Source organism: Stenotrophomonas sp. Iso1 (assembly GCF_027497995.1).
In the GTDB taxonomy this organism is placed as follows: domain Bacteria; phylum Pseudomonadota; class Gammaproteobacteria; order Xanthomonadales; family Xanthomonadaceae; genus Stenotrophomonas.
The window spans coordinates 228,312-253,692 of sequence record NZ_JAODBT010000004.1 but is presented as its reverse complement, the minus strand read 5'-3'; the positions used below and the strand labels follow the sequence as shown (position 1 = coordinate 253,692).

Below are 25,381 nucleotides of genomic sequence, written 5' to 3'. Positions count from 1 at the left end.
TGCCACGTTCGGCGCAACAACCAGCGGCCGCCTTGCGGCCGGTGGAAGACACGATTCCGGCCCGCAGGCTTGGGCCGGCCTCCTCCACTTCGGGACATGCGCATGAAACTGATCTCCGCCATCATCCGGCCGTTCAAGCTAGACGAGGTACGTGAAGCACTGGGCGCCGTCGGCGTCTCGGGCATCACCGTGACTGAAGTAAAGGGTTTCGGGCGACAGAAGGGACACACCGAGCTGTATCGCGGCGCCGAGTACGTCGTTGATTTCCTGCCCAAGATCCGCATCGAAACCGCCGTCACCGACGACAGCGTGGATGCGGTGATCGAAGCGCTGCAGACTGCGGCGGGCACCGGAAAAATCGGCGACGGCAAGATCTTCGTTACTTCACTTGAGCAGGTGGTGCGCATCCGCACCGGTGAAACAGGCGCTGACGCGCTCTAAGCATCCGCACACGTTCCTGCTGCGTTCGACAGTTGGTCCGCGCGCGGTGCAGGGAATGCCGCGTATCACGCAATACGGCGCTTCCTGGTTCCGCAACGGCATGACTGGCTTCGCACGCGACAGCGCGTGATCGGGTTCTAACCCCCAACAGTCGGAGTCGAAAATGCGAACGGAATTTTTCACCGGGCTGAAAGCCCGGTTCGGTGGGCTGTGCCTGTCATTCATGCTTTCGGTGGTTGCAGCGGGTGTTTTTTCATCGGTTGCCAGCGCGCAAGAAGCTGCGCAGACGCAGTCGCTCGCAACGGAAAGCGTCGCGGTGCAACCGCTGGAAGCGACACCTGCCGCTGCGCCCGTCACCGAAAACGCTGCCGTCGAGGCAGCACCCAGTTTTGATCGCGGCGATGTCGCCTGGATGCTCACTGCCACGCTGTTGGTATTGATGATGGTGGTGCCCGGGCTTGCCCTGTTCTATGGCGGTCTGGTGCGCGCCAAGAACGTGTTGTCAGTGCTGAGCCAGGTATTGGTGGTGTTCTCGCTGGTACTGATGCTGTGGGTGGCGTACGGCTACAGCGCGGTGTTCAGTGCGGGCAACCAGTTCTTCGGCTCGTTCACGCAGTTCGCTTTCCTCAAGGGTTTCACGCCCGATTCGGTCGGCAACACGCCGATCGCGGGCCTGCCCGATTTCCTGTTCGTGGCGTTCCAGTCCACCTTCGCCGGCATCACCACCGCACTGATCGTTGGCGCCTTCGCCGAACGCATCAAGTTCCGCGCGGTGCTGTTGTTCTCGGCACTGTGGTTCACCCTGAGCTACATCCCGATGGCGCACATCGTCTGGGGCGGCGGTTATCTGGGCGAAATGGGCGCGATCGATTTCGCGGGCGGCACGGTGGTGCATATCAACGCCGGTGTCGCCGGTTTGGTGGCTGCCTGGTTTGTGGGCAAGCGGCTGGGCTACGGCCAGACCGCGTTGAAGCCGCACAACCTGCCGCTGACGTGGGTCGGCGCGATGCTGCTGTGGGTGGGTTGGTTTGGTTTCAACGCAGGCTCGGCGGCGGCAGCGGACACCGTGGCCTCGCTGGCCTTCATCAATACCGTGCTGGCAACGGCGGCGGCCGTGTTGGGTTGGACGTTGGTGGAGGCCATCAGCAAGGGCCATCCGTCGGCGCTGGGTGCGGCATCGGGTGCGGTTGCCGGGTTGGTTGGCGTGACCCCGGCCTGCGGCACCGTGGGCCCGCTGGGTGCGATCGTCATTGGCTTCGTCACCGGCGTGGTCTGCGTGTGGGGCGTCACTGGCCTCAAGCGTCTGCTCAAGGCGGACGACACCGCCGATGTATTCGGCGTGCACGGCGTGGGCGGCATCGTCGGCGCGATTCTCACCGGCGTGTTCAGCGCGCAGTCGCTGGGCGGCACCAAGGTGGATCTGGATATCGGCCACCAGCTGTGGGTGCAGGTGGTCAGCGTCGGCTTCACCGTGTTGTGGAGCGCCGTGGTTACCGCGGTGATCCTATTGGTGGTGCGCGCGCTGGTCGGGCTGCGTGTCAGCGAGGAAGCCGAACGCACGGGTCTGGATGTCACCACGCACGGCGAGTCGGCTTACGAGGTGTAAGCCTTGCTTCTGGAAGCCCCTCTCCCATTCACGGGAGAGGGGTTGGGGTGAGGACGCTTTGGCAGCGGACAGTGTGCTGCTGCAGACGCTCAGAACCCGGCCAACATCATTTCATTTCTCGGCCAGCACCAGCGCCTTCACTCTGTTGGCTTTCTCGAAATGATCCAGCCGATGGGTTTGGATCCACCACGTTGCCGCTTCCATCAGCAACGCCGGGTCATCATTCCTGTTCGCGAAAAACGCATAGAAGGACAGCCCAACCGTTGGTCCTTTCGCTGCGATCTTTTTATCGCAGGTTTCAATGATTTTCTGTTTGAGTGAATCGCGCATTGTTTTTCCATCAGACCGTCGAACACCGTTGATCTGCATAGCCTAGACACCGGCGGCAGAAATCCCCAGCGCATGTTCCTCTCTGGCACGGCGCCAGAACCCCTAACGTCATGAGCACGCCCCATGCACGGATTCGATCACGCGGCATTCCTCGGCCAATTTTCCGTTTCGTGGCCGATCGCACTTGCAAAGCCGCGCGCGGCAACGTGCAATGCCCCGCATGAACCTCAGACTCGCATTGCCGCTGGCGCTCATCGCCGCACTCACCGCCTGTACCTCCGCACCGGTACGCAATCCGCTGGCGCAGTGGGTGCCGTCGCCCAACCACAACGCCCGCAGCCCGGTGATCATCGTGCTGCACCACACCGAACAAGACTCGGTGCAGGAGAGCTTGGACACGCTGCGCTCGGCCAACAGTGGTGGCAAGGTCAGCTCGCACTATCTGGTGGGGCGTGACGGTGACCTCTATCAGCTGGTGGCCGACAGCGAGCGCGCCTGGCATGCCGGTGGCGGCCGCTGGGGTTCGATCACGGATCTCAACTCGGCCTCGCTCGGCATCGAGATCGACAACAACGGCGACAGCCCGTTTACCCAGCCGCAGATCGCCACGCTGCTGCGCCTGCTGGGCGACCTCTGCACCCGCTACAACATCCCGCGTAACCAGATCATCGGCCACGCCGATCTGGCGCCCACCCGCAAGGCCGACCCCAGCCGCTTCTTCCCCTGGCAGCAGTTGGCCGAAGCCGGTTTCGGCATTTGGCCCAACCCGGCCCACGGCCCGGCGCCGGAAGGTTTTGACCGCTGGATGGCGTTGCAGGCGCTGGGTTACTCGCTGGAGGACCGCGCCGCTGCCGCACGCGCTTTCCATCGCCGCTTCCGGGGGAGTGACACGTTGCCGTCCGAGCTGGACGTCGAGGACGCACGCATCCTGCATTCCCTGCTTTTGCAGAAGCAGTGAGCGCCAGTCTTTGCACTATATTGGTGCAATGATCGACCCCGCCGCCGCGCCCTCCGCTGAAATGATGGCCACGCCGCTCGTCTGGAGCGGCGCTGATGGCCGAATCCTGGGTGCCAATCCGGCGTTCTGCCGCTGGCTGGGCGTGAGTGTGCGGCGCCTGCTTGGCCAGCCGCTGGTCTCGCTGGAAACCCAGGGCGACATGCTGGCCGGCCGTCTGGCCCAGCAGACCATGGTCGATACCGTGCGTCTGCCCCGGCTGGCGCTGGCCCTGCCCGGTGACGCCCCGCGCTTTGCCGATGGCTGGCTGAGCACTTTCAACGGCGATGGCTGGCTGCTCGAAGCGCACCCGGTGGACGAGTTCCAAACCGCCGACCCGGCGCAGGTGCTGCCCGGTGCGTTCAGTGCCGCACTGAAGGGTCTGGCGCACGAACTACGCAATCCGCTGGCTGGGCTCAAGGGCGCGGCACAGTTGCTGGCCCGGCGTGCCGCAGGCCGCGATGCCAGCGAGATTGAGTTGATCGAATTGATCGGCTCGGAAATCGAGCGTCTGAACACCTTGCTCGAACAACTGCTGTCACCCGCACCGCCGCGCCCGCACGCACCGTTGAACATCCACGCCGCACTTGAGCGCGTGCTGCGCCTGGTTGAAAACGAAGCGGGCTGGTCGGTGCGGCTGCTGCGCGACTACGACCCCAGCATTCCCGAGTTCCCTGGCGATACCGACCGCCTGACCCAGGCGCTGCTCAACCTGGTGCGCAACGCCATCCAGGCCGGCGCCACCAGCATTACGCTGCGTACGCGCGTCGAACATGGGCTGCGTATCGCCGAACAACCGCACCCGTTGGCGCTACGCCTGGAAGTGGCCGACGACGGCCGTGGCGTGCCCGAAGAACTGGCCGAGCATCTGTTCTTGCCGTTGGTCAGCGGCCGCGCCGAAGGCACTGGCCTGGGCCTCGCTTTGGCACAGCAGGTTGCACGCGAACACCGTGGCACGTTGAGCTACCGCTCGCGTCCAGGCCATACGGTGTTCACCGTGCTGTTGCCGTTGCCTCTCGTCGAAGACACCCCGGAGGTGAGCGATGCGTGAGTCCTCGCAGGTGCCGGCGACGGTATGGGTCGTCGATGACGACCGCTCGGTACGCTTTGTGCTGACCACCGCACTGCGCGACGCCGGCTACACCGTGGAAGGTTTCGACAGCGCCGCTGCCGCGCTGGATGCCATGGCGCAACGGCCGGTGCCGGATCTGTTGTTCACGGACGTGCGCATGCCCGGCGACGGTGGCTTGGTGCTGCTGGACAAACTCAAGACCGCGCATCCGCAGCTGCCGGTGATCGTGATGTCGGCGTATACCGATGTGGCGAGCACGGCCGGTGCGTTCCGTGGTGGCGCACATGAATTCTTGTCCAAGCCGTTCGATCTGGACGATGCGGTGGAGCTGGCGCGTCGCGCCTTGCCAGAAGTTGATGCGACACCATCGCCACTCCCGCCGCCTGCGGTAGCCCGTGCCGATGACCGCGCGCCGCAACTGATCGGCGACACACCGGCCATGCGCGCGCTGTTCCGTGGCATCGGCCGCCTGGCGCAGGCGCCGCTGTCGGTGCTCATCAACGGTGAAACCGGTACCGGCAAAGAACTGGTCGCCAACGCGCTGCATCGCGAATCACCGCGTGCCAAGGGGCCGTTTGTCGCGCTCAATACCGCCGCCATTCCGGCTGAGCTGTTGGAAAGCGAGCTGTTCGGTCACGAGGCGGGCGCATTCACCGGTGCGACCAAGCGCCACATCGGCCGCTTTGAACAAGCCGATGGCGGCACCTTGTTCCTCGATGAAATCGGCGACATGCCGTTGGCATTGCAGACCCGGTTGCTGCGTGTGCTGGCCGAAGGCGAGTTCTTTCGCGTCGGCGGGCGTGAGTTGATTCGCGTCGATGTGCGTGTGGTCGCGGCCACCCATCAAGATCTGGAAACGCTGGTGGAGCAGGGAGGTTTTCGTGCCGACCTGCTGCATCGCCTGGACATGGTGCGCCTGTGGCTGCCGCCATTGCGCGAACGCCTGGGCGACGTGCCGCAACTGGCGGAAACCTTTCTGGCCAACGCCGCACGGCGTCTGGACATGCCGCCCAAGCGCCTGTCCGCACCGGCGGTGCAGGCACTGCGCGAGCATGCCTGGCCGGGCAACGTACGTGAGCTTGAAAACGTGTGCTGGCGTTTGGCCGCACTGGCTGTGGCAGACACCATTTCCGCCGCCGACGTGCGCGCCGCCCTGGCACGGGGTGGACGCGGCCCGCGCTCCACTGCAGCGGTGCCGCCGGAACAATGGGACCGCGCCCTCGCAGCATGGGCGCAGCAGCGCCTGGCCGAAGGCGCACACGGCCTGCATGCACAGGCGCGCGAGCGCCTGGATGCCGTGTTGCTGGAAGCCGCGCTGGCCTTCACCGACGGCCACCGCGCTGATGCGGCTGCCCGGCTGGGACTGGGGCGCAACACCATCACCCGCAAGCTTGGGCCCGGCCGCCGTCGCTGAGCTGTGACTGCCTGCTCGGTTGGCGGGACAGCGCTATGTATACTCGGCCCCCCATGGGGACCACGACACCGCTGGCGGACATCACGGGGCTGATTCGGCGTTGGCAATGCGGTGATCGCATCGCCGCCGAAGCGCTGGCCGCGCAGGTTTATGACGAACTTCATGCGCAGGCAGTCCGGCGCCTCGCGCGTGGCAAACACGCGGACCTGCGGCCAACCGAATTATTGAATGAAGCCTGGATACGGCTGTCGGTCAGCGCGCATCCGTTCCAGTCACGTGAGCACTTTCATGCCGTTGCCGCGCTGAAGATGCGTGACCTGTTGGTGGATCTGGCGCGCATGCAGGGCAGCAACAAACGTAAAGGTGAACAACAGGTGCTGACGTTGTCGATAGCGCTGCTGGACCCCGCGCCGCAGCCTGAAGATCTGCAATCCATTGCCGAAGCATTCGACCAGTTGTCGCAGGTGGATGAGCGCAAGGCGCAGGCCTTCGCGTTGAATGAGCTGGCGGGCTTCACCGTGGCTGAAACCGCCGAGCTGCTCGGTGTCTCCTCGGCGACCTTACAGCGCGATCTGCGCTTCACCCGCGCCTGGCTGTCGACGCGTCTGCCATGCTGAGCGCCGATGCCTGGAGCCGGCTGACCGAGTTGTTCGGGCAGGCCACCGATCTGCCCGAAGCCGAACGGGCTCGCTTCATTCATGCACAGACCGGCGATGACCTTGAGCTGCAGCAGGAACTATTGACCTTGATCGCCGCCGACGTGGACGCCACGCGGCGTCTGCGCGAGCCGCTGCAGCGCGCTGCCGAAGCCCTGTTGCAGGCTGACGAAGCTGAGGTCGTGGAGGGCACGCGGTTTGGTCCCTGGGCAGTGGAGCGGATGATCGGCTCCGGTGGCATGGGCCGGGTGTATCTGGCCCGTCGTGCGGATGGTGCCTATGAGCGCGAGGTCGCGCTCAAGCTGGTACGCACTCCCGCGCTGAGCGAACGTCGTCACGCGCATTTCGAATACGAATGCCGTCTGCTGGCACAAATGCAGCACCCGGCCATTGCGCAGATCCACGATGCCGGCATCGACCCGGAAGGGCGCGCTTACCTGGTCATGGAATACATCCGGGGCCAGCCGATTTCTGAGTGGTGCGACCAGCACGCGCTGAGCATGCGTCAACGCGTGGAGCTACTGGCCAAGGTGGCCGAAGGCGTGCAGCACGCACACCAGAAGGGCGTTATCCATCGCGACCTGAAGCCGAGCAATGTGCTGGTAGGCAGCATTGATGGCATGGCGATGCCGAAGATCATCGATTTCGGCATCGCCATGGAAACCGAAGGCACGGAGCTCAGCAACGGTGGCGGTACGCCGGGCTACATGAGCCCAGAACAGTCACAGCCAGGCAATGATGTCGACGCACGCAGCGACGTGTATTCGCTGGGTGCCATCCTGTACGAACTGGCCTGCGGCACACGGCCCGATGCCACCGCATCCTCGTCGCCTTCGCAGTACCTGCGCGGTCTTCCCGCAGCCGAACAAAAGCGGCTGACCGCAGCGCGCAGCAGCACGCCGGCGCGTCTGCTGCGCGAGTTGCACGATGGGCTGGATGCCATTGCAGTGAAGGCGCTGCGACATGAGCGCGGCGACCGCTACGCCTCGGTGTCGTTGCTGCTGGAAGATCTGCGCCGCTGGTTGCGTCACTACCCGCCGCATGCCGCCGGCCGCGCACGGCTGTTGGCCTCGCGCAAGTTCGCACGCCGCAACCGGCTGATGGTGGGTGCTGCGACGATGGTCGCCGTGGTACTGGTCGCTGGGCTGGCGGCCACGGCTTGGTCGTTGCGCGAGGCACGGCAGGAAGCAGCACGCGCCAAGGTGTCCTCGAACTTCCTGGCCTCGGTGCTGGACAGCATGGACCCGGCCATGGCCAAGGATCTGGACAAGACCTTGATGCTGCGCGTACTGGACGACGCATCACGGCGCGCGCCGCACGACCTGGCGGCGTACCCGGACATCCTCGCCGACATGGAGCTGATCATCGCGGTCAACCAGATGACGCTGGAGGAATACGACCGCGCCATCGCGCACCTGGAGTCGATACGCAAACTCGCCGACACACATCCCGGGAGACTTGAACTGCAGCGCCTGCGAGCACTGCAAGTGCTGGGCGAAGCCTATGTGGTGACCGACAACTACGCGCAGGCGGAAGCGCGGCTTGATGAAGGCATTGCCAGGGTGCGTGACGGTGATCCGGCGCACCAATGGCTGATGTACGACATGCAGTCGCGTCTGTCGTGGGTATGGTACGGGCAGGGCAAGATGGTCGACGCCTTGCGTCTGGCCAAAGAAGCATTGGACGGCTTCATCCGCACCGCGTCCGCCGATGATCAGCAGCGCCTGGATGCGGCCAAACGCTATGCCGACCTGCTGTCCAGCAGTGGTGATTACACGCAATCCATTGCATTGATTGATGACGTGGTTCAGCGGCGTACCCGCATCAATGGTGCCGATCACCCGCTGACGCTGGTGTCGCGTCGTGACCTGGCGACCACACGGCTGCGCATGCGCGACTTTGCCGGCGCTGAGCCGGAACTACGGCAGTTGCTGGCCGCCTATGAGCGCATGTATGGCCCTGACAGCGGCTATCCGGCCAATGTCCGCGGCATGCTGGGCAGCGCCCTGCGTGAACAGGGAAAAGTGGCCGAAGCCGGGCCGTACTATCGCGCGGCCATGGAATGGAACACCAAGCGTTTTGGTCCTGAATCGCAAGGCACGGTGATCGCGCGGCACAACCACGCCAATTGGTTGTTGGACGCTGGCCAGGCGGTGCAATCGCGCGATGAACAACAGGCCCTGTTGGCCATCGCCGACCGTGCGCTGGGTCGCGTCAATCCCATCACCGCTGAAATCCTGCGCGGTCTGGCCGAGGCCGAGCTGGCCTTGGGGGATCGCAACCGCGCACACCAGCACGCCACGGCTGCGGTCAAGGCCATGCGCGAGGTCTACGGTGACCAGCATGAAGGGGCGTTGCGCGATGTGCGGGCCACGCTGCAGAAGGTGGAGGCGGCCGGTGCCGGCTCGCTTCCCGCCGCTGCGCGCGCTGACTGAGCGGAGCAGACGCTCGACCGCATGCCGACAAACAGGCATCTTTACGCCGATACGTTCGCAACAATGCACTGCCGGGCCAGACTGTTGCCGGCACGCCTTTCAAAGGAGTTCCCCATGCGTCAGAGCCTCATCCTGATGACTGCCACCAGCACCTTGTTTCTGGCCGCCTGTGGTTCCGGCCCAGCCCCCAAACCCACCCCGCCTGTTCAGCAGGCCACGGTCAGCACCGCACGCATGGCCGAAGCCAACCTGGCGCCGGCCTCGGCAAGTCTGGTCAGTGGCCGCCTGGCGCTGGTACCGGAAGCCGGCGGTGTGCACATCACCGGCGTGATTGGGAGCTTGCCGCGCGGTCAGCAGGCCGCCTTTCATGTGCACGAAAAGGGAGACTGCAGCGCGGTGGATGCGAGCAGCGCGGGAGGCCACTTCAACCCGACGATGCAGGCGCATGGCCGTGCGGGCGCCGCCGCGCATCACGCCGGCGACATGGATAACCTGCAGGCCAATTCCGACGGTGTCGTGCATGTGGATGTGCATCTGCGTGGCGTGACGCTGGGCGGTGGCGCGGTCAACGACATTGCCGGACGCGCGCTGGTGGTGCACGCTGGTGCAGACGATTACCGCAGTCAGCCAGCCGGCAATGCCGGCGCCCGTGTTGCCTGCGCGGTAATTCGTGTGGTGCGCTGAATGCGCCCATCGTTTTGATCCAATCCCGTAACGGAGTAAGAACATGCGTCTGATCCACACCACACTTTTTCTCGCCAGCGCACTGGCACTGAGCGCCTGCAAGCAGGGCGCCGAACCCGATGCAGCGCAGGCTGACCCGGCTGCTGGCAGTACGCCGGCAACCACGCCGGCTGAAACGCCTGCCACCGATACGGCCGCCCCGCCGGCAATGGCCACGCCGGTGGCTACCGCCGAGTTGCAGTCCACCAAGGACAGCACCGTCAAGGGCGCCATCAGCTTCACGCTGGTCGACGGCCAGCTGCGCGCCAGCGGCGATATCAGCGGTCTGAAGCCAGACAGCGAGCATGGCTTCCACATTCATGAAAAGGGCGATTGCAGCGCGCCGGATGGCACCAGTGCTGGCGGCCACTTCAACCCGGGCAGCAGTGAACACGGCAGCATTGATGCCACCGCACATCACGGCGGCGACATGCCCAACATCAAGGCCGATGCGCAGGGCAATGCCCACATCGACGGCCCGGTGGCCAGCAATGTCAACGTCGGCAAGGGTGATGCATTCGACATCGTCGGCCGTGGTTTGATCGTCCACGCCGACCCGGACGACTACAAAACCCAGCCCACCGGCAATGCCGGCGCACGTCTGGCATGTGCGGTGATCAACAAGGCGCCGTAAGTTGCTCTGCACTCTCCCTCTTGCGGCAGCAAACGGGAGAGGCGGGAGCGGGGGGTGAGTGCGATTGACGTGTTGCGTGCAACGGCGGAAATTTTCAGAAATTCCCCTGCATTCCCTCTCCGCCTGCGGTGGAACGCGTAAAGAAAAGGGCCGCAATAGCGGCCCTTTTTCTGTACTACGCGGTAGCAATCAATGCCCCAGCAATACCTTCGCATCCTGGCCGGCATGCACGTGCACATACAGCACTTCGACGCCGTGGGCTTCCAGCACGGCGGCCATCTGCCGCTGGCGCATCAGGTATTGCTCGTAAACCCGCTGCAGGCGGTCGCAGTCGTTGTTGTCATGCGCGTAGTGTGAGCACCAGCCGGCCGGGTCGAACAGCGCCATGCGCACTTCACCGCCGACGTAGCGCAGCAGCGGTTCGGGCGGTGCTTCCAGCCAGTGTTCCTCGCCGGGCGCGAACATCGCCGTTTCCAGCACCGGCCACAATGCGGCCAGCCCCTGATTGTCGTACTGCATGGCCATCATCGCGGCCAAGTCGTTGAGGGTGAAGTAACGCGCGTGCTCGATCTGCGCGCCAAACGCGTTCTGCGCCAGCATCGCGGTGTCCGGCTGTGCCATGCCATTGGCCAACAACACGTCTTCCAGTGCGTCGCGCGTTTCCTGCAACAGGCCGGTATCGCTGCTGGTCAGCACGAACGGCACTACCCGCAGGCCACCGCCGGTCAAGCTCGCGTCGGCCTGCAGCGGCAATGGCACGTCGCCATTCACGTCAGCGCCAAAGGCCAGCAGGCGCGGGCCCTGGTTGCGGCCCGGGGCGCGCATCTGCAGCTCTTCCAGGCGGCGGTGGATCGGCCAGCCCGGGCGCAATACTTCGGCCGGATCGAAATGCGCGGCGGCCAGTACCAGATCAAGTCCACTGACCTGCGGCACCAGTTTGGCCAGATCGCGGCCGACCAGCGCGGCCAGCTCACCGGCCTGATCCGAAGGCAGCGCGGCCTTGTTCGGTTGCTGGCCACCGGCCAGTTCCAGAGCCATCAGGCCCAAAGCGTTCATGTCGGGGTTGGAATTGCTCATGGTTCGCGGTTGGCCCATCACGGCCTCGAAGCTACACTCAACGCCATTATGCCTGCTATCACCTGCAGGCCACATCGCACTCAACTTCATGTCAGGTACCCGCATGCCCAGCGCTCGTCCCGTCGCCATCCTCGGTGGTGTACGCATCCCGTTCTGCCGCCAGAACACTGCCTATTCGGATGTTGGCAATCTCGGCATGTCGGTACGTACGCTCGGCGCCCTGGTCGAACGGTTTGGTCTGCACGGCCAGCAATTGGGCGAAGTCGCGATGGGTGCGGTGATCAAGCACCCCAGTGACTGGAACCTGGGCCGCGAGGCTGCGCTGTCTTCGGGCCTGTCGCCGCTGACCCCGGGCATCACCCTGCAACGCGCCTGTGGCACGTCGCTGGACAGCATCATCACCGTGGCCAACAAAATCGCGCTGGGCCAGATTGAATCGGGCATCGGCGGCGGTTCGGATACCACCTCCGACGTGCCGATCGTCTATGGCAAGAAGCTGCGCGCGCGCCTGCTGGCTGCCAACCGCGCCAAGAGCACCGGCGACAAGCTGCGTGCGTTGACCAAGGGCTTCAAGTTTTCCGAACTCAAGCCCGAGTTCCCCGGTGTGGCTGAGCCGCGTACCGGCAAGAGCATGGGCGACCACTGCGAAGACATGGCCAAGGAATGGAACATCTCCCGTGATTCCCAGGATGAGTGGGCGGTGTCCTCGCACAAGAAGCTGGCCGCCGCTTACGAGCGCGGTTTCTTCAACGACCTGATCGCGCCGTTCCGCGGCGTGGAGCGCGACAACATCCTGCGCCCGGACACCTCGCTGGAAAAGCTGGCGACGTTGAAGCCGGCCTTCGACAAGGTCTCCGGCCGTGGCACGCTGACCGCCGCCAACTCCACCCCGTTGACCGACGGCGCCGCTGCGGTATTGCTGGCCAGTGAGGAATGGGCGCGCGCGCACGGCCATGAACCGCTGGCTTATCTGCGTGATTCGCAGGTGGCGGCCGTGGACTTCGTGCATGGGGAAGGCCTGCTGATGGCGCCGACCATCGCCGTGCCGGAGATGCTCAAGCGCAATGGTTTGACCCTGCAGGATTTCGACATCTACGAAATCCACGAAGCCTTCGCCGCGCAGGTGCTGTGCACGTTGCGTGCGTGGGAAAGCGAAGACTACTGTCGCAACCGCCTGGGACTGGACGCACCGCTGGGCAGCATCGACCCGCAGAAGATCAACCCGCTGGGTTCGTCGCTGGGCACCGGCCATCCATTCGCTGCCACCGGCGCCCGCATCATCGGCACCGTGGCCAAGGAACTTGCCGCACGCGGTGGTGGCCGCGCGCTGGTGTCCATCTGCACTGCTGGCGGCATGGGCGTTGTGGCGATTGTCGAACGCTGATTCGTTTTTTCAGGGATAGCCGAAGGCGCAAAACTGACAAAGTTCAGCGCCTGCGAAAGCCACCGCAATCATCGGGTGCCCGGTCGAGAATCATCGGCAGCGGGCACACCGCCGGCTTCGCCGCTTAGCCCGCTCTGATACAGGGGCTTTGCTGGTCAGCGTTCATCCGCCGCATCGGCATGGTCCTGCAGAAACTGGCCGATGATCTTGCGTAGCGGCAGGTCATCGGTGTTATGGGCGAATGCCTCGGCCTGCAATGCGTAGCGCCGGGCGACATCGAATTCGTCGAGATTTGAATGGCGCTCGGCCACGGCGAGGCAGATCGATGCCGCGTATTCGGCTGCGTCTGCGGCGCTGGCAAGTGGCAAGGCGCGCAGGTAGATGGCGATGGCATCGCGGTCATCGTCGGTGAAGTCAGCCAGCGTTTCCCACAGGAACGGATGGTCGCGCCCATCGGCCGCGACGGATTCGCAGTAGCGGCTCAGTTCCGCGTACAGGGACTCAGCGCCTTCTGTATCGCCGGATTGGCCGGCATCGATCATGGCGTTGGTGAGATCCACGACGCGCGTGTGGATATCGGCAGGTATGTTCATTGTGTGGGAAGCGCCGTTCGGGAACTGGATGTCACGGTTTCAGCCTTTCAGGCGCGGGAAGCCGTGTTCGTCGCGCTCTTCCGCAACGGCCTGATCCTGGATCTGCTGGCGCAAGTCGCGGCGGTTGATCGCCAGCGGGGCCTGGTTGCGACGTTGGCGCACGGCGTTGAGCAGGCATTGCCGCGCCAACGCGTCGTCGCCCTGCGCGGCGAAGCCTTCGCCGAGCATTTCCCAGGCTTCCGGACCGGCGCCCTGGGCGATGGCGCGGTGCAGGAATTCTTCGCTCTGCATCCACTGTCCCTGGCCATTGGCCAGCCGCGCCAGGGTCAGCAACAGCGCCGGGCTGGAGGGGTGTGATTGCAACCAGCGTTGCGCGCTGGCGCGGCGCGAATCGAGCTTGTCCACCGGCAGTTCGCCATAGAGCGTGACCAGTGCTTCATCCCACTGCGTGTCCAGGGTCTGCTCGATGACTCGCAGCGCCACGTCATTCCAGTTCAGGGCAGCAGCGCGCTGTGCATATCGGGCCACGGCTTCGGGGCTGACGCGCAGCGTCTTGGGCAGCACTTCCCAGCGTGCGGCCAGCACATTCACATCGGTGGCCTCATCCAGCATCTGCAGCGCAAGACGCGTTTCCAACGCGGCGATCGTGTTCGGCGGTAGCGCCTGCTGCTGGCGCAGTGCGCCCAGTTGGCCATAGGCCTCTTCGGCGCGCCCAACGCGGGCCAACGCATCGGTGCGCAGCCACAGGCCGCGCGGCGGCAGCGGCTGGACGCCGGGGGCGTCCAATGCGGTGATTGCTTCCAGTGGTTTGTCCTGCTGCAACCAGCGCTCGGCGCTGTGCAGTGCATGCAGCGCCGGGTCGGCTGCGCCCAGTTGCTGCAGGTGTTGGCCGGCGGCGTTGCTGTCGTCACGCGCTTCGGCAGCGCGCATGGCCGCGACCAAAGCGATCGGGCGTGCCTGCTTTTCGGTAGCCGCGCTTTGCAACAGCTTTTCCGCGCGCTGCCATTGGCCGCCATCCAGCGCCTGCAGCCCATCAATCAGACGCGCGCGGCCCTGCTTGCTGCGGTAGCGCGCCCAGGTGCGGAACGGGGCACTGACCAGCGTCCACACCAGCCACAACAACAACAGTGCGATCACCAGCGCCAGTACCGCCTGCGGCAATGTAGCGATGTAGTCGTGGCCGCCTGCGCGGACGATGACTTCGCCCAGCGAGCGCACCGATTCCTGCCCCAGCCATTGCGCACCGAAGATGCCGACGGCGGCGACCAGCAGGATCACCAACATGGAACGGAAGGCCTTCATGGGAATTCCTTTGCGGCACGCATGGCGCGCAGTTGCTGCAGGGTACTGCCCAATTCGGGAATTGCCGGGCGGAGTTGTGCGTCGCGCATGGCCTGCAATTGGTCGCGGTGCTGCTTGCGTTGCGGTGATTCGGGCCACAGCCGCAGCAACCAGCCATCGGTGCGGTCCAGTGCCTGTTGCCAGCCCTGCTCGTCGCCGCGTTCAAGCGCCGCACGGGCCAGGCTCAGTTCGATCTGCAGTGCATCGGTGGCGGCCATGCGCTCGGAGCGAGCGACCAGCACGCGGCTGTCGGAAGGGTGGATCTGCACCAATGGTGAAAGCAGTTGCTGCCACCATGGTTGTTCCGCGTCGGCAGCGTGTGCCACCTGTTCGGGCAGGGTGTTCAGTGAAGTGGTCCAAGCGGTCAGTTGCCCCGCGGTACTTGCACGGATACCGGGGCCGAGGGCATCAATGGCATTCCGTTCCTGGATCAAGGCCTGGCGCAGGTTGAGGTAATCGGCGTTGTCGGTGCTCTCCAGTACCTCGGCCGCCAGTGCGTACAGGCGGCGCGCACCGTCGATGTCATCGGCATAGACCAAGCGCTGTTGTGCCTGGCTGAGCAGCAGCTCGGCTTCTTCGCGGCGCACGGCCTGCGCGCCCTGGTGCGAACTGTCGGCGAGCTTGGCCACGCTGCCTTCCAGCAATGCGCTGCGCTGGCCGAGGCCGAGCACTTCATCGCGCAGCACGCGGTTGGTGGCGGCGGCATCCTGCAGGCTGCGGGCGTTGTTGCGCTGGTCGCTGCGCAGGGCCTCCATGCTGTCGCGCAACGCGCTCATTTCCTGAACGACGCTGTTGCGGGCAAGTGCGGTCTGTTGTTGCCAGGATTGCCAGGCATGCCAGCCAAACCACCCGGCCGCACACAGGGCGCCGAGCACGATCAATGGCAGCACCCAGCGCAATGAGCTGCGGTGCGTTGAGGTGGGGGAAACGTCATTCATGGAAGCACAGCATCCTTGGCAAGCAGGCCCACAACATGGGGAGTGTGACGTGGGTTTGCTGACGAAGCATCGCCCGCGCCGCTGCTTGCCTGCAAGCCGCGGGCGGTTGCCGAGTCAGCGGGGCGACGGGTGTACGGCAGCGCTGGCAGCTTCAACCAGCTGCGCCGGCAGCGGCCCAGCGGCGGTGCTGACGCGCTGAAAGCCCAATGTGTGCGCCAGAGCGGTAAGCCGCACGCTGGCGGTCACCACCGGTGTTTGCCGCCAGCGTTGTTGCAGGGCAGGGGGCAGTTGCGGCAGTACGGTTTCCAGCGCTTCGCCGCTGCTGACAGCCAGTACCGCCGGTTCTGGCAGTGCCTGCAGGCGCGCAATGCTGGCGGCGCTGACCGGCAGCGGCACGCGTTCGTAAACGTCCACCCGCAGCAGTTCGGCGCCGCGTTCACGGACCTGTGCGGTGATCATGCCGCGACCACCGGGCGCGGTGATCAATGCCACCCGCAGGCCCTGCAACGACTGCATGCAGGGCAATGCCAGCAAGCCTTCGCTGTCCATCCGCGTCGGTGCCTGCACGTCGGTGGCACCGTGCTTGCGCAGTACACGTGCGGTGCCTTCGCCCACAGCGACGACTGTACCCATGCGTAGGGTGCCCAACGGCAGCATGCGAGCAGCCGCTTCGGCAGCGGCAGGGCTGGTGAATACCAGGCGATCGCATTGCGTGGCTTCGACCAGACTGTCACGGGTAATTGAGTCATTGCGAAGCGCCAGACGCCACGGCGACAGTGCAACAGTACGTGCGCCAGCGCGGCTGGCGGCACTGCGCAGGGTGTCATGCTGCCCTTGCGGGCGCAGTGAGATCAGATGCCAAACCGTGTCGGCTGGCACATAGGCGTGGCGGTTCATTCGATGCATTATGCGTGCGCTTTCCGTTTTAGTGCTTTCTTCCATGCTCGAACACGCCGATCCTTCCGCCTTGCTTGCGCAACTCCAGGCAACCCTGTCCGCAATGCCACCGGTGGCGGCGATGGACATCCGCATTGCCGGTTACGACAGCGGTGTGCTGCGGATGCATGCGCCATTGCTGGCCAACGTCAACGACAAAGGCAATGCGTTTGGCGGCAGTCTGGCATCGGTGATGACCTTGTCCGGCTGGGCGTTGGTGAGCCTGCGTCTGGCAATGGCGGGCAAGGAGGCCGAGGTTTACGTGGCCGACAGCAGCATCCGATACCGAGCACCGGTGTACGGCGAGCTGATGGCGTCGGCCAAGGCCGCGCCGGATCAAGATTGGGAGGGTTTTCTGGCGCTGTTCAACAAGCGCGGACGTGCCCGAATAAGCATCCGTGCCGAGATCGTGGGCGGCGCAGCTGAATTGGAAGGCCGTTTCGTCGCCATCAGCAAAGGCTAGGATGGGCAACTGCCCCGGGGGATTCCATGTACAGGTACCTGCTCCAGTCCGTCACCGCGTTGCTCCTGCTCGTTAGCGCTGCCGCCCATGCTGGCGACGGCCCCAGCCGCAGTGAGCGCGCCAAACTCACCACAACGCAGGACGCCTATGTGGCCGCCGTGCGCTGGAGCGACTTCGAGGGCGCCGAGCGCTTCATCGACCCGGAATACCTGAAGCTGCAGCCGCTCACCGACCTGCAGCGCGAACGCTACCGGCAGGTGCAGGTGTCCGGCTACCGCGAGCGCTCCAGCAATGCCGGTGCTGATGGCAGCATTGAGCGACGCGTGGAAATGGGCGTCATCAATCGCAACACCTTGGCCGAGCGCACGGTGATGGTGAACGAGCGTTGGCGCTGGGACCCGGAGAACAAGCGCTGGTGGCAGGCTGCCGGCTTACCGGACCTGTGGCAGGGCCAGTGAGGCCCCGGCCGCCTTGGCGCCGGCTGTGCGACAATCCCCGCCCGCTTATCGACCCGTGACCTGAGTGAATTACGAAGAGTTGCTGGCCTTCGCCGGCCGAAATCCGATGCTGTCGCTGGCCCTGGTCGGCCTCACCGTGGCCATCATCGCCACCGAGATCGCACGCCTGTTCCGCGGCTATAAATCGCTCAAGCCCGCCGAGCTGACCCACCTGATCAATGCAGGCAACGCCGTGGTGATCGACCTGTCGGCCAGCGGTGAGTTTGAAAAGGGCCACATTGTCGGCAGCCGCAACGTGCAGCCGGCTCAGCTGACTCCCGCGCACAAGCTGTTGGCCTCGGCCAAGCAGTCGCCGGTGGTGTTGGTGTGCCGCACTGGCAACGCCTCGGCGACCGCCGCCAAGACGCTGAAGAAAGCCGGCTTCGAGCAGGTTTCCGTGCTCGACGGTGGCATTCCCGCATGGCAGGCGGCCGATCTACCGCTGGTCAAAGGCCGCGGCTGAGCAGTTAATTTGCGTTAAGGCCTTGTGCAGGGCGCGCGTCGCCCCCATCGCTGGTCTGGTACCAATCCCATTAATTGAACAAACAGTTCTGGAGTCTTGAGAAATGTCCGAAGAGAACACCAACGGCGTAGTCCCGGCTGACGAGTCCGCCAACGGCCCGGCTTTCACCATCGAGAAGATCTACGTCAAGGACGTCTCTTTCGAATCCCCGAACTCGCCGGCCATCTTCAACGAGAACGTGCAGCCAGACCTGCAGCTGAACCTGAACCAGAAGGTGCAGCGCCTGTCCGAGACCGCCTTTGAAGTGGTGCTGGGCGTGACCCTGACCTGCAAGGCCGGTGACAAGAATGCCTACGTTGCCGAAGTGCAGCAGGCGGGCGTGTTCGGCCTGATCGGCCTGGAGCCGCAGGCAATCGACGTGCTGCTCGGCACCCAGTGCCCGAACATCCTGTTCCCGTACGTGCGTTCGATGATCAGCGACTTGATCCAGGCCGGCGGCTTCCCGCCGTTCTACCTGCAGCCGATCAACTTTGAAGGCCTGTACGCCGAAACCCTGCGTCAGCGTCAGGCTCAGGGTGAAGGCACCTCGCTGGCCGACTCCGAGCCGGCTGGCAACGCCTGATCGGCGTTAGCGACATCGAATGAGTACGACTGACGCGAACAAGATCGCCGTCCTCGGCGCGGGCTCCTGGGGCACCGCGCTGGCCACTCTGTTGGCCCGGCACGGTCACACGACCGTGCTGTGGGGGCGTGATGCAGCCATGGTTGAGGCCATCGACCAGCGTCATGAGAATCCCCGGTATCTGCCGGGGATTCCCTTGCCCGAATCTCTGCGCGCCAGCACCGACCTCGCTGCCACCGTTGCCGGTGCCAAGTGGATCCTGGTGGTGGTGCCTTCGCATGCCTTTGCCGAAACCGTGCGCGCGCTGGCGCCGCTGCGGCCGGCCGGTGCGGGCGTGGCCTGGGCGACCAAGGGCTTCGAGCCCGGCTCGGGCCGCTTTCTGCATGAAGTCGCGCGTGAGGTGCTGGGGCCGGATGTTCCTTTGGCCGTGGTCACCGGGCCGTCTTTCGCCAAGGAAGTCACCCTGGGCCTGCCCACCGCGATCACCGTCCACGGTGATGACGAGGCGTTCGCCCAGGACGTGGCCGACGCCATGCATGGCCCGGCGTTCCGCGCCTATACCGGTGACGACATGGTCGGTGCCGAGTTGGGTGGTGCGATGAAAAACGTGCTGGCTGTGGCCACCGGCGTGGCCGATGGCATGCAGTTGGGCCTCAACGCCCGCGCCGGCCTGATCACTCGTGGCTTGAACGAAATGCTGCGTCTGGCCGCCGCCATTGGCGGCAAGCCGGAGACGTTGATGGGCCTGGCAGGGTTGGGCGACCTGGTGCTGACCAGCACCGGCGACCTGTCCCGCAACCGCCGCCTGGGTTTGGCGCTGGGCCGCGGGCAGAGCCTGACCGATGCGGTGAAGGAAATCGGCCAGGTGGTGGAATCGGTGCAAACCGCCGATGAAGTCATGCGGCAGGCTAGCCGCCATGGCATTGACCTGCCGATTTCCAAGGCAGTGCAATCGGTACTGCATGGCGATATCAGCCCTTCCGAAGGCCTGCAGCAGTTGCTGGCCCGTGAGCAGAAGCCGGAGTATCCGGATACGCTGTTCAAGTAAAAATCGGCGACGGTCAAGGAAAAAGCCCGGCAATGCCGGGCTTTTTCATGTCTTTTGTCTGGCTTAAGGCCACCTCTAATTCGCTCTCCCCATGGCTTTTGGCGCAAGCGAGGGCGGCTCCGGCAGCCCCGAAGACTCGCAGTGCCGACGCTTTCCCTGCCTTCTTTTGACCAAAGGCCAAGGGAAGGGCGAGGCGCACAAGCCATCAAAGCCCACAAAAAAAGAAGCCCGGTCTGGGGGAGACCGGGCTTCCAGGGCGCGTGGGAGAGAGATCACACGCCTTTGCAACACTGTGCAGCTATCGCTTACCAGGTGAAGCGCGGGCCGACGAACCATTCCTTGTCGCCAGCCTTGGCCAGCTTCACTTCGCCGGTCAGGCCCCAGTTCGCGTTGAACTTGCCGGTCGCGCCGACGCGGCCGTAGAACTCGCCGTCCGGGTTGTAGCCGTTCTTCTTGCTGTAGTCCTCGTAACCGGCCAGTGCATAGGCTTCGAAGTTCGGGGTGAAGGCCGTGCGCACGCCAACTTCAGCGCTGTAGCCGTTGAACTTGGTGCCGTACTCCGGATCAAACTTCTGGTACGCAGCGCGGGCCAGCAGGTCGGTGTTCGGGGCCACGGTGTAGTTGTAGCCCACGCCCAGACGCCACTGGTCGACGTCTACGTTGCCCTTGTCGGTTTCCTGGGCGTTGTATTCACCGAAAATGTGGAAGTTCGGGTGCACAGCCACCGAACCCTTCAGCGCCCAACCATCGGCGTCGCCACCACGGGCGTCGGTGTTGGCGTAACCGCCTTCCACATAGTTGTAAGACAGGCCGTCGGCAGCAGAGGCAGCGAACGGCAGGGCGGCCAGCAGGCCCAGAGCGATCAGGGAAGTCTTCATATTCGGGATTACCTTTTTTTATTGGTTTGGCCGATGCCGCGTGGAAACGTTTGCGGCTTGGCTGATGTGAATTATCCGTTAGCCAACGGAATAAACCCTGAATATCAAACTGACCAGTACATAAATTAAGGGGCGTTTTCGGGAACTTCCCTAGGGCCATGGGTTGACTTGTTTGCAGACGTGGATTCCCCGCAGTCAGGCAAGACTCGTGGCTGCATGGCTTTGTGCACTGCTCGTGCTGATGGCGACTCCCGGCGCGCGTCCAGCAGAGGGCGACATCATCCCGCTGTATCGCGTGGAGACGGCCGCCTATTCGGTGGTACCGCCGCTGTTGCGCGAGACCAGCCTGGCCAGCTTTGGCACATTCCATGAGCGGCAGGGCGAGCAGCGCCTGTTGGCGGGGCAGGGCGGCATGCGCGCGGTATGGCGCGATTGATTGGGCAGAGCCACGAGCAGCATTGGCAAGGCGATGCGCAACCTGGCTTCGATGGCGATATCCAAGGCATCCAGGCGGGCTTGGATCTGTATGCAAATGCCGAGGAGACGCACCGCGATCAGTTCGGCGTGTTCGTCGGCCGCACCCGTGCGCAGGGCAATGTCAGTGGCTTTGCGATCGGCTGGGAAAATGTGGCGGTCGGCCGCTCGCGGTTGGACGACAAGCATGTCGGCCTGTACTGGACACGTGTGGGCAGCGAAGGTGGCTATCTCGATGCAGTGGTGATGCAAAGCCACTACGACGGCGATGCACGCTCTACGCGCGGGTTGGGCATCGACATCGGCGGTGATGGCACCACCGCCTCGCTGGAAGTGGGCAAGCCGCTGCTGCACTTTGGTGAATCTGCATGGTGGCTGGAACCGCAGCTGCAGGTGATCTGGCAGCGCACCGATCTGGATGAAGCCCGCGATGCCGTTTCCAGCGTCCGTTTTGCTACCGACAACGCGTGGACCGGGCGTATCGGCTTGCGGCTGACAGGCGACTACGACATCGCCGGCAACGGTTGGCAGCCGTACGTCAAACTCAATTACTGGCAGACGTTGGACGGCGAGGATCGCATCGACTTCGACAGCAACCGCATTACCAACCAGCAAGGTTCCCGTGCATGGGAAGTGGGGGCCGGCGTGGTGGCGCGGTTCAACCGCAACGTGAGTGCGTTCGCGGTTGCCGATTACACCCGTGACCTGGAGAGTAGCCGGCAGAAAGCGCGTAGGACCGTCGAAGGCAATATCGGCCTGCGCTTCGATTGGTAAGACAGGCAGGCAATCACTGGCGCCGGCAGAATCCGGGGCCAGTGGATGCCGCTCAGGTGATCAGTTCGACGTGTTCGCCGGCCGGGCCGCGCACGCTGCGACGATTGCCGATGGCGGTGACATGCCAACCTGCATCGCGCAGCGTGATGTCATCGACGCGGGGCAGGCGCAGACACAGGCTGTGCTGCCCGGCGTGGCGCGTGGTTGCGGCATGAGGCAATTCCACCTGGTCGATCTCGACCATGCATTGGCCGGGCATCGGCACCACGGCGACGGGGTAACGGCCTTCCAGCGATTTGCCGTAAGCGCGGTTGAGCACGGTGATCTTGGTATCAAATGCCCAGCCTTTGGCACCGAGTAAGGCCGACCACGCGCGTTGCGATGCATCGCGGTCGGGCGTGGTCATCACGCCGATGAAGGTGGACGCGACGGTGGCGTCGGTCATTGGCAGGTCGAATGGCGGAACCGGTGCTTTGATCTGGGTGAGATAGAGCAACTCACCGCACGGGCCAAGCACCTGCGCGGCGCGGATGGCATCACTGAGTTCGAGGTTGGCAGCAGCACCCAGCACGGTGAACGGTGCCTGCAGTCCAGCGGCCAGTGTGTCGATATCGCCAACCAGCACTTCCAGCGACAGCCAGCCGTGGCGGAACATCGGTTCGCTGATGATGGCCAGTGGATCCTCAATGACGCGCAGCACCGGCTCGTCGAAACTATTGGCCAACCATGCGAGCGGTGCGCCGGTCAGATGTTGCAGATCGAGTGCGGCGGCATCGTCGGCATTGAGTGTGCTGCGCTCGTGCAGGCGCATTGCCAGCTGCGTGGTGTAGGCAGCAATCACCTGCTCACTATCGGGTGCAATCAAGGTGGCGTGGACGATGCCTTGAGGTAGCGCGCTCATGCGCGGCGCTCGGCAGCGAGTTTGCGTTCCAACCACGGCATCAGCCCGCCGCCGGCGACGATTTCCATCAATTCGGTAGGGATCTTTTCGCAGATGAACTCACGGCCGCTGCTGTGATTGATGATGCGCCCTTCAACCGGTCGCACTTCCAGCGTATCGCCCCGTGCGGCTTCAATATCTGCGCAGACCAGCGCAGGTACCCCGAGGTTGAGTGCGTTGCGGTAGAAGATGCGCGCGAATGATTTGGCAACGATGGCGCCGACGCCAAGTTCGGCCAGTGCCTGCACCGCCTGTTCGCGCGAGGAGCCGATGCCGAAGGATTCACCGCCGACCACGATGTCGCCGCGCCTCACATCTTTGGCGAAATCCGCATCTACTGCTTCCAGACAATGGCTGGCGAGCACGCTCAATGGCTCACGCATGTAGGGGCCGGGGGCGAGTACATCGGTATCGATGCGGTCGCCGAAAACAAAGGCCTTGCCACGGACGTTCATGCGCTTTCCCCCAGCAGTTCGCGCGGATCACAGATTTCACCTTTTACCGCAGCAGCGGCCACGCTGTACGGTGAGCCCAGGTAAACCTGCGCCTCGGCCGAGCCCATGCGGCCCTTGAAGTTGCGCGCGGTGGTGGACAGGCACACTTCGCCGCTGCTGAGCATGCCCGCACCCATGCCGGCGCACGCACCGCAACCGGAGGGCAGCAGGATGGCGCCCGCTTCGGTGAGCGCGCTCAGCGTGCCTTCGGCGGCGGCCTGCGCGGTCATCGCCACCGAAGCCGGTGCGATCAATAAACGGGTGCCCTTGGCAATCTTGCGGCCCTTCAGGACTTCGGCCGCCATGCGCAGGTCGGTGAGCTTGGCGCCGGTACAGGCGCCTATGTACGCCTGGTCGATATGCACCTTGCCGTGCTCGTTTACCGGGCGGCTGTTGGCCGGGCTGTGCGGTGCAGCGATATGCGGTGCGATCTGTGTGGCGTCATAGCGGTGCAGATGCAGGTAGTTGGCATCGACGTCGCTGCGCCACTGTGCGATGTCACCGCTGAAGGGTTTGCCTGCCAGCTCCAGTGCGGCAAGCGTGACCGCATCCGGTTCGACGATGCCGGTTTCGGCACCGAGCTCGGCAGCCATGTTGCACAGGGTCAGGCGTTCGTGCATCGGCATTGCCTGCACCGCGCTGCCGCCGTACTCAAACACCTGGCCTTCGTTGCCCATACCGTGCTGGCCGCACAGCATCAGCATCACGTCCTTGGCGCTTACGCCGCGGGCGAGCACGCCGTCGAGTTGCACACGGGTGGTCTGCGGTACCCGCAGCCAAACTTCGCCGGTCACCAACGCGCCGGTGATATCGGTGGCGCCCATGCCCACCATGAATGCACCAAACGCACCGCCGCTGGGCGAGTGCGAATCACCGCCGACGCAGAACATGCCGGGCTGCACGTGGCCGTGTTCCTGCAGCACCACATGGCAGATGCCGAGCATGTCGTAGTGGGTGACACCCTGTGCCTGCGCCCATTTGCGGGTGAGCGCGAGGATGTCGGCACTCTCCATATCCACGGCTGGCACGAAGTGGTCCGAGACCACCACGATTTTGTCCGGATCCCACACTTTGGCGCCGAGCTTTTCGAGCCGCGAGGCCACCCGTCGCGGACCGCCGGAGTCATGCATCATCAGCAGGTCGAGTTTGGCGGTGAGGATTTCACCGGCACGCACGGCCTCACGCCCGCAGGCACGGGCGAGGATTTTTTCGGCAAGCGTTGCGCTCACAGTTGCGCTCAAACGGGTGTCTCCGGGTTGAAGGCTTCGTAGTCCAGGCGCATCTGGTAGCGCAGCTGGTCAGGGCGATATTGGATTTCGAGCAGGTCAAGCAGTTGTTGCTCAGGCCCGTAGGAGCTGCGTTCCAGCGTCATCACCGCCTGGCCGGGGGCCATCTCCATGTGCGCGGCGGCCAGTGCGCCCACGCGCAGTGCCGACACGGTCTGCTGCACCTGCACGAAATGGATACCGCAGCGGCGGAACAATTCGATACGTGGGCCATGGGCCAGCTGGTTGGCGTTGAAGTCTGGGTGCGCGGTGCGAGTCCAGCTGGTGTAGTAGCCGAAGGGATGACCGTGCCGCGAACGCACGCGCACGCAGCGCACCAGCATTTCGTCCTGTGTGCTGCCGAACAGTTCGCGAATAGGCTCCGGTGGTACTGCGCGTTCCCAGTCGAGCAATCGCACATGGGTGTTGCCTGCCAGCGTGTCCAGGCTGTGCATCAGCTCCCCCAAGGGCGCCTTCAGCGGCATGGGAATGGTGGACGTGCGCACCTTGCCGCCAATCACCCGTGTGCCACGGCCTCGCTGGCGTATCAGCAAGCCATCGTCGGCCAGCACCTGCAGGGCCTGTCGCACCGTCACCCGCGAAATGCGCAGGCGCCGCGCCAGTTCCTCTTCGCGCGGCAACTGCTCGCCGTCGCCGATCTCGCCGCGCTCGATCAACGTGCGCAGGAATCCTTGCAGCTGGTGATACAGCGGCATGTGCAGGTCGCGGCGGAGGATGCCTTGCAGAGATTGAGTGGTGAGCGGATCCACGGGGAGTGGCCAATGCCTGGAATAATCTTAATGATATATCTATATAACTATATTTGACCGTTACCGCAAACCCCCACGGCGCTTTCATCCGTGGGCTGGCATGTGCGACTATTTGTCCG

Annotated in this window: 28 protein-coding genes; 17 read left to right on the top strand and 11 right to left on the bottom strand. The window is 64.4% G+C overall.

Annotated elements, in window-relative coordinates:
• Positions 1-102: 102 nt before the first annotated feature.
• The gene (locus PAN08_RS16330) at positions 103-441 is read left to right on the top strand and encodes a P-II family nitrogen regulator (protein WP_269792575.1); all 339 of its coding nucleotides are present in this window, start codon (positions 103-105) and stop codon (positions 439-441) included.
• A 163-nt stretch (positions 442-604) separates the two neighbouring features.
• Positions 605-2,047, top strand: coding sequence for an ammonium transporter (amt, locus tag PAN08_RS16325; RefSeq protein ID WP_269792574.1), 1,443 nt, complete (start codon positions 605-607; stop codon positions 2,045-2,047).
• 111 nt (positions 2,048-2,158) lie between these two features.
• On the opposite strand, the gene PAN08_RS16320 is transcribed toward amt, so the two are convergent.
• Positions 2,159-2,377, bottom strand: coding sequence for a DUF6500 family protein (locus tag PAN08_RS16320; RefSeq protein WP_269792573.1), 219 nt, complete (start codon positions 2,375-2,377; stop codon positions 2,159-2,161).
• A 220-nt stretch (positions 2,378-2,597) separates the two neighbouring features.
• Here PAN08_RS16320 and PAN08_RS16315 point away from each other — a divergent pair, with 220 nt between their 5' ends.
• The 7 genes from PAN08_RS16315 to PAN08_RS16285 all read left to right on the top strand — a co-directional run bounded on the left by PAN08_RS16315 (position 2,598) and on the right by PAN08_RS16285 (position 10,305).
• The gene (locus PAN08_RS16315; protein WP_269792572.1) at positions 2,598-3,335 is read left to right on the top strand and encodes an N-acetylmuramoyl-L-alanine amidase; all 738 of its coding nucleotides are present in this window, start codon (positions 2,598-2,600) and stop codon (positions 3,333-3,335) included.
• A gap of 28 nt (positions 3,336-3,363) precedes the next feature.
• Positions 3,364-4,422: an ATP-binding protein gene (locus PAN08_RS16310; protein ID WP_269792571.1), complete on the top strand. Its 1,059-nt coding sequence runs from the start codon at positions 3,364-3,366 to the stop codon at positions 4,420-4,422.
• The gene (gene ntrC, locus PAN08_RS16305; RefSeq protein WP_269792570.1) at positions 4,415-5,857 is read left to right on the top strand and encodes a nitrogen regulation protein NR(I); all 1,443 of its coding nucleotides are present in this window, start codon (positions 4,415-4,417) and stop codon (positions 5,855-5,857) included. Before PAN08_RS16310 ends, ntrC begins: the two co-directional genes overlap by 8 nt.
• A 35-nt stretch (positions 5,858-5,892) precedes the next feature.
• Positions 5,893-6,474, top strand: a complete 582-nt coding sequence (locus PAN08_RS16300; protein ID WP_269792569.1) for an ECF-type sigma factor — start codon at positions 5,893-5,895, stop codon at positions 6,472-6,474.
• Complete coding sequence (locus PAN08_RS16295; RefSeq protein ID WP_269792568.1) at positions 6,468-8,948, top strand: serine/threonine-protein kinase; 2,481 nt, start codon at positions 6,468-6,470, stop codon at positions 8,946-8,948. Before PAN08_RS16300 ends, PAN08_RS16295 begins: the two co-directional genes overlap by 7 nt.
• Positions 8,949-9,062: 114 nt before the next feature.
• Positions 9,063-9,632, top strand: a complete 570-nt coding sequence (locus PAN08_RS16290) for a superoxide dismutase family protein (protein WP_269792567.1) — start codon at positions 9,063-9,065, stop codon at positions 9,630-9,632.
• Positions 9,633-9,675: 43 nt separating this feature from the next.
• Positions 9,676-10,305, top strand: coding sequence for a superoxide dismutase family protein (locus PAN08_RS16285; RefSeq protein ID WP_269792566.1), 630 nt, complete (start codon positions 9,676-9,678; stop codon positions 10,303-10,305).
• A gap of 189 nt (positions 10,306-10,494) precedes the next feature.
• Here the strand turns inward: PAN08_RS16285 and PAN08_RS16280 are convergent, their stop codons facing one another.
• Positions 10,495-11,382: a hypothetical protein gene (locus tag PAN08_RS16280; RefSeq protein WP_269792565.1), complete on the bottom strand. Its 888-nt coding sequence runs from the start codon at positions 11,380-11,382 to the stop codon at positions 10,495-10,497.
• 88 nt (positions 11,383-11,470) lie between these two features.
• On the opposite strand from PAN08_RS16280, the gene PAN08_RS16275 reads away from it, so the two are divergent.
• The gene (locus tag PAN08_RS16275; protein ID WP_269792564.1) at positions 11,471-12,766 is read left to right on the top strand and encodes an acetyl-CoA C-acetyltransferase; all 1,296 of its coding nucleotides are present in this window, start codon (positions 11,471-11,473) and stop codon (positions 12,764-12,766) included.
• Between the two features lie 155 nt (positions 12,767-12,921).
• On the opposite strand, the gene PAN08_RS16270 is transcribed toward PAN08_RS16275, so the two are convergent.
• The 4 genes from PAN08_RS16270 to PAN08_RS16255 form a co-directional block, all read right to left on the bottom strand.
• Positions 12,922-13,359 carry a hypothetical protein gene (locus PAN08_RS16270; protein ID WP_269792563.1) on the bottom strand — a complete coding sequence of 146 codons (438 nt, stop codon included), beginning with the start codon at positions 13,357-13,359 and terminating at the stop codon, positions 12,922-12,924.
• A gap of 39 nt (positions 13,360-13,398) precedes the next feature.
• Positions 13,399-14,661: a heme biosynthesis HemY N-terminal domain-containing protein gene (locus PAN08_RS16265; protein WP_269792562.1), complete on the bottom strand. Its 1,263-nt coding sequence runs from the start codon at positions 14,659-14,661 to the stop codon at positions 13,399-13,401.
• Positions 14,658-15,638, bottom strand: coding sequence for a uroporphyrinogen-III C-methyltransferase (locus tag PAN08_RS16260; protein WP_269792561.1), 981 nt, complete (start codon positions 15,636-15,638; stop codon positions 14,658-14,660). Before PAN08_RS16260 ends, PAN08_RS16265 begins: the two co-directional genes overlap by 4 nt.
• Positions 15,639-15,752: 114 nt before the next feature.
• Positions 15,753-16,544, bottom strand: coding sequence for a uroporphyrinogen-III synthase (locus PAN08_RS16255; protein WP_269792560.1), 792 nt, complete (start codon positions 16,542-16,544; stop codon positions 15,753-15,755).
• A 34-nt stretch (positions 16,545-16,578) separates the two neighbouring features.
• Between PAN08_RS16255 and PAN08_RS16250 the strand changes: the two genes are divergently transcribed.
• The 5 genes from PAN08_RS16250 to PAN08_RS16230 all read left to right on the top strand — a co-directional run bounded on the left by PAN08_RS16250 (position 16,579) and on the right by PAN08_RS16230 (position 19,667).
• Entirely contained in the window at positions 16,579-17,037 is a 459-nt protein-coding gene (locus tag PAN08_RS16250) for a YiiD C-terminal domain-containing protein (RefSeq protein ID WP_269792559.1), read from the top strand.
• A 26-nt stretch (positions 17,038-17,063) separates the two neighbouring features.
• Positions 17,064-17,495: a hypothetical protein gene (locus tag PAN08_RS16245; RefSeq protein ID WP_269792558.1), complete on the top strand. Its 432-nt coding sequence runs from the start codon at positions 17,064-17,066 to the stop codon at positions 17,493-17,495.
• Between the two features lie 64 nt (positions 17,496-17,559).
• On the top strand, positions 17,560-17,997 hold the full coding sequence (locus PAN08_RS16240; RefSeq protein WP_269792557.1) for a rhodanese-like domain-containing protein: 438 nt from the start codon (positions 17,560-17,562) through the stop codon (positions 17,995-17,997).
• Between the two features lie 103 nt (positions 17,998-18,100).
• Positions 18,101-18,619: a protein-export chaperone SecB gene (gene secB / locus PAN08_RS16235; protein ID WP_057633996.1), complete on the top strand. Its 519-nt coding sequence runs from the start codon at positions 18,101-18,103 to the stop codon at positions 18,617-18,619.
• Positions 18,620-18,638: 19 nt separating this feature from the next.
• Entirely contained in the window at positions 18,639-19,667 is a 1,029-nt protein-coding gene (locus PAN08_RS16230) for an NAD(P)H-dependent glycerol-3-phosphate dehydrogenase (protein ID WP_269792556.1), read from the top strand.
• Between the two features lie 305 nt (positions 19,668-19,972).
• On the opposite strand, the gene PAN08_RS16225 is transcribed toward PAN08_RS16230, so the two are convergent.
• The gene (locus PAN08_RS16225; protein ID WP_269792555.1) at positions 19,973-20,545 is read right to left on the bottom strand and encodes an Ax21 family protein; all 573 of its coding nucleotides are present in this window, start codon (positions 20,543-20,545) and stop codon (positions 19,973-19,975) included.
• A gap of 208 nt (positions 20,546-20,753) precedes the next feature.
• Between PAN08_RS16225 and PAN08_RS16220 the strand changes: the two genes are divergently transcribed.
• Positions 20,754-20,981 (top strand): hypothetical protein, encoded by a 228-nt coding sequence (locus PAN08_RS16220; protein WP_269792554.1) that lies wholly within the window; start codon positions 20,754-20,756, stop codon positions 20,979-20,981.
• A complete protein-coding gene (locus PAN08_RS16215; protein WP_269792553.1) occupies positions 20,969-21,793 on the top strand; it encodes an autotransporter outer membrane beta-barrel domain-containing protein in 825 nt (274 codons plus the stop codon). The genes PAN08_RS16220 and PAN08_RS16215 overlap by 13 nt, the downstream gene beginning before the upstream one ends.
• A gap of 52 nt (positions 21,794-21,845) precedes the next feature.
• Here the strand turns inward: PAN08_RS16215 and PAN08_RS16210 are convergent, their stop codons facing one another.
• Genes PAN08_RS16210 through PAN08_RS16195 form a run of 4 tightly spaced genes read right to left on the bottom strand, consistent with a single transcriptional unit; the run spans position 21,846 to position 25,208 of the window.
• Entirely contained in the window at positions 21,846-22,694 is an 849-nt protein-coding gene (locus PAN08_RS16210; RefSeq protein WP_269792552.1) for a hypothetical protein, read from the bottom strand.
• Complete coding sequence (leuD, locus tag PAN08_RS16205) at positions 22,691-23,188, bottom strand: 3-isopropylmalate dehydratase (protein WP_269792551.1); 498 nt, start codon at positions 23,186-23,188, stop codon at positions 22,691-22,693. The genes PAN08_RS16210 and leuD overlap by 4 nt, the downstream gene beginning before the upstream one ends.
• The gene (locus PAN08_RS16200) at positions 23,185-24,468 is read right to left on the bottom strand and encodes a 3-isopropylmalate dehydratase large subunit (protein WP_269792550.1); all 1,284 of its coding nucleotides are present in this window, start codon (positions 24,466-24,468) and stop codon (positions 23,185-23,187) included. Before PAN08_RS16200 ends, leuD begins: the two co-directional genes overlap by 4 nt.
• Positions 24,465-25,208 (bottom strand): GntR family transcriptional regulator, encoded by a 744-nt coding sequence (locus PAN08_RS16195; RefSeq protein WP_269792549.1) that lies wholly within the window; start codon positions 25,206-25,208, stop codon positions 24,465-24,467. The genes PAN08_RS16200 and PAN08_RS16195 overlap by 4 nt, the downstream gene beginning before the upstream one ends.
• Between the last annotated feature and the right edge of the window lie 173 nt (positions 25,209-25,381).

Coding starts and splice junctions, on each gene's coding strand:
- PAN08_RS16260 (WP_269792561.1), bottom strand. CDS start 15,638: ATGAATGACGTTTCCCCCACCTCAACGCACCGCAGCTCATTGCGCTGG.
- PAN08_RS16225 (WP_269792555.1), bottom strand. CDS start 20,545: ATGAAGACTTCCCTGATCGCTCTGGGCCTGCTGGCCGCCCTGCCGTTC.
- leuD (WP_269792551.1), bottom strand. CDS start 23,188: ATGAACGTCCGTGGCAAGGCCTTTGTTTTCGGCGACCGCATCGATACC.
- PAN08_RS16255 (WP_269792560.1), bottom strand. CDS start 16,544: ATGCATCGAATGAACCGCCACGCCTATGTGCCAGCCGACACGGTTTGG.
- PAN08_RS16270 (WP_269792563.1), bottom strand. CDS start 13,359: ATGAACATACCTGCCGATATCCACACGCGCGTCGTGGATCTCACCAAC.
- PAN08_RS16310 (WP_269792571.1), top strand. CDS start 3,364: ATGATCGACCCCGCCGCCGCGCCCTCCGCTGAAATGATGGCCACGCCG.
- PAN08_RS16280 (WP_269792565.1), bottom strand. CDS start 11,382: ATGAGCAATTCCAACCCCGACATGAACGCTTTGGGCCTGATGGCTCTG.
- PAN08_RS16275 (WP_269792564.1), top strand. CDS start 11,471: ATGTCAGGTACCCGCATGCCCAGCGCTCGTCCCGTCGCCATCCTCGGT.
- secB (WP_057633996.1), top strand. CDS start 18,101: ATGTCCGAAGAGAACACCAACGGCGTAGTCCCGGCTGACGAGTCCGCC.
- amt (WP_269792574.1), top strand. CDS start 605: ATGCGAACGGAATTTTTCACCGGGCTGAAAGCCCGGTTCGGTGGGCTG.
- PAN08_RS16320 (WP_269792573.1), bottom strand. CDS start 2,377: ATGCGCGATTCACTCAAACAGAAAATCATTGAAACCTGCGATAAAAAG.
- PAN08_RS16300 (WP_269792569.1), top strand. CDS start 5,893: ATGTATACTCGGCCCCCCATGGGGACCACGACACCGCTGGCGGACATC.
- PAN08_RS16295 (WP_269792568.1), top strand. CDS start 6,468: ATGCTGAGCGCCGATGCCTGGAGCCGGCTGACCGAGTTGTTCGGGCAG.
- ntrC (WP_269792570.1), top strand. CDS start 4,415: ATGCGTGAGTCCTCGCAGGTGCCGGCGACGGTATGGGTCGTCGATGAC.
- PAN08_RS16250 (WP_269792559.1), top strand. CDS start 16,579: ATGCTCGAACACGCCGATCCTTCCGCCTTGCTTGCGCAACTCCAGGCA.
- PAN08_RS16195 (WP_269792549.1), bottom strand. CDS start 25,208: ATGCCGCTGTATCACCAGCTGCAAGGATTCCTGCGCACGTTGATCGAG.
- PAN08_RS16330 (WP_269792575.1), top strand. CDS start 103: ATGAAACTGATCTCCGCCATCATCCGGCCGTTCAAGCTAGACGAGGTA.
- PAN08_RS16265 (WP_269792562.1), bottom strand. CDS start 14,661: ATGAAGGCCTTCCGTTCCATGTTGGTGATCCTGCTGGTCGCCGCCGTC.
- PAN08_RS16290 (WP_269792567.1), top strand. CDS start 9,063: ATGCGTCAGAGCCTCATCCTGATGACTGCCACCAGCACCTTGTTTCTG.
- PAN08_RS16315 (WP_269792572.1), top strand. CDS start 2,598: ATGAACCTCAGACTCGCATTGCCGCTGGCGCTCATCGCCGCACTCACC.
- PAN08_RS16210 (WP_269792552.1), bottom strand. CDS start 22,694: ATGAGCGCGCTACCTCAAGGCATCGTCCACGCCACCTTGATTGCACCC.
- PAN08_RS16245 (WP_269792558.1), top strand. CDS start 17,064: ATGTACAGGTACCTGCTCCAGTCCGTCACCGCGTTGCTCCTGCTCGTT.
- PAN08_RS16215 (WP_269792553.1), top strand. CDS start 20,969: ATGGCGCGATTGATTGGGCAGAGCCACGAGCAGCATTGGCAAGGCGAT.
- PAN08_RS16285 (WP_269792566.1), top strand. CDS start 9,676: ATGCGTCTGATCCACACCACACTTTTTCTCGCCAGCGCACTGGCACTG.
- PAN08_RS16230 (WP_269792556.1), top strand. CDS start 18,639: ATGAGTACGACTGACGCGAACAAGATCGCCGTCCTCGGCGCGGGCTCC.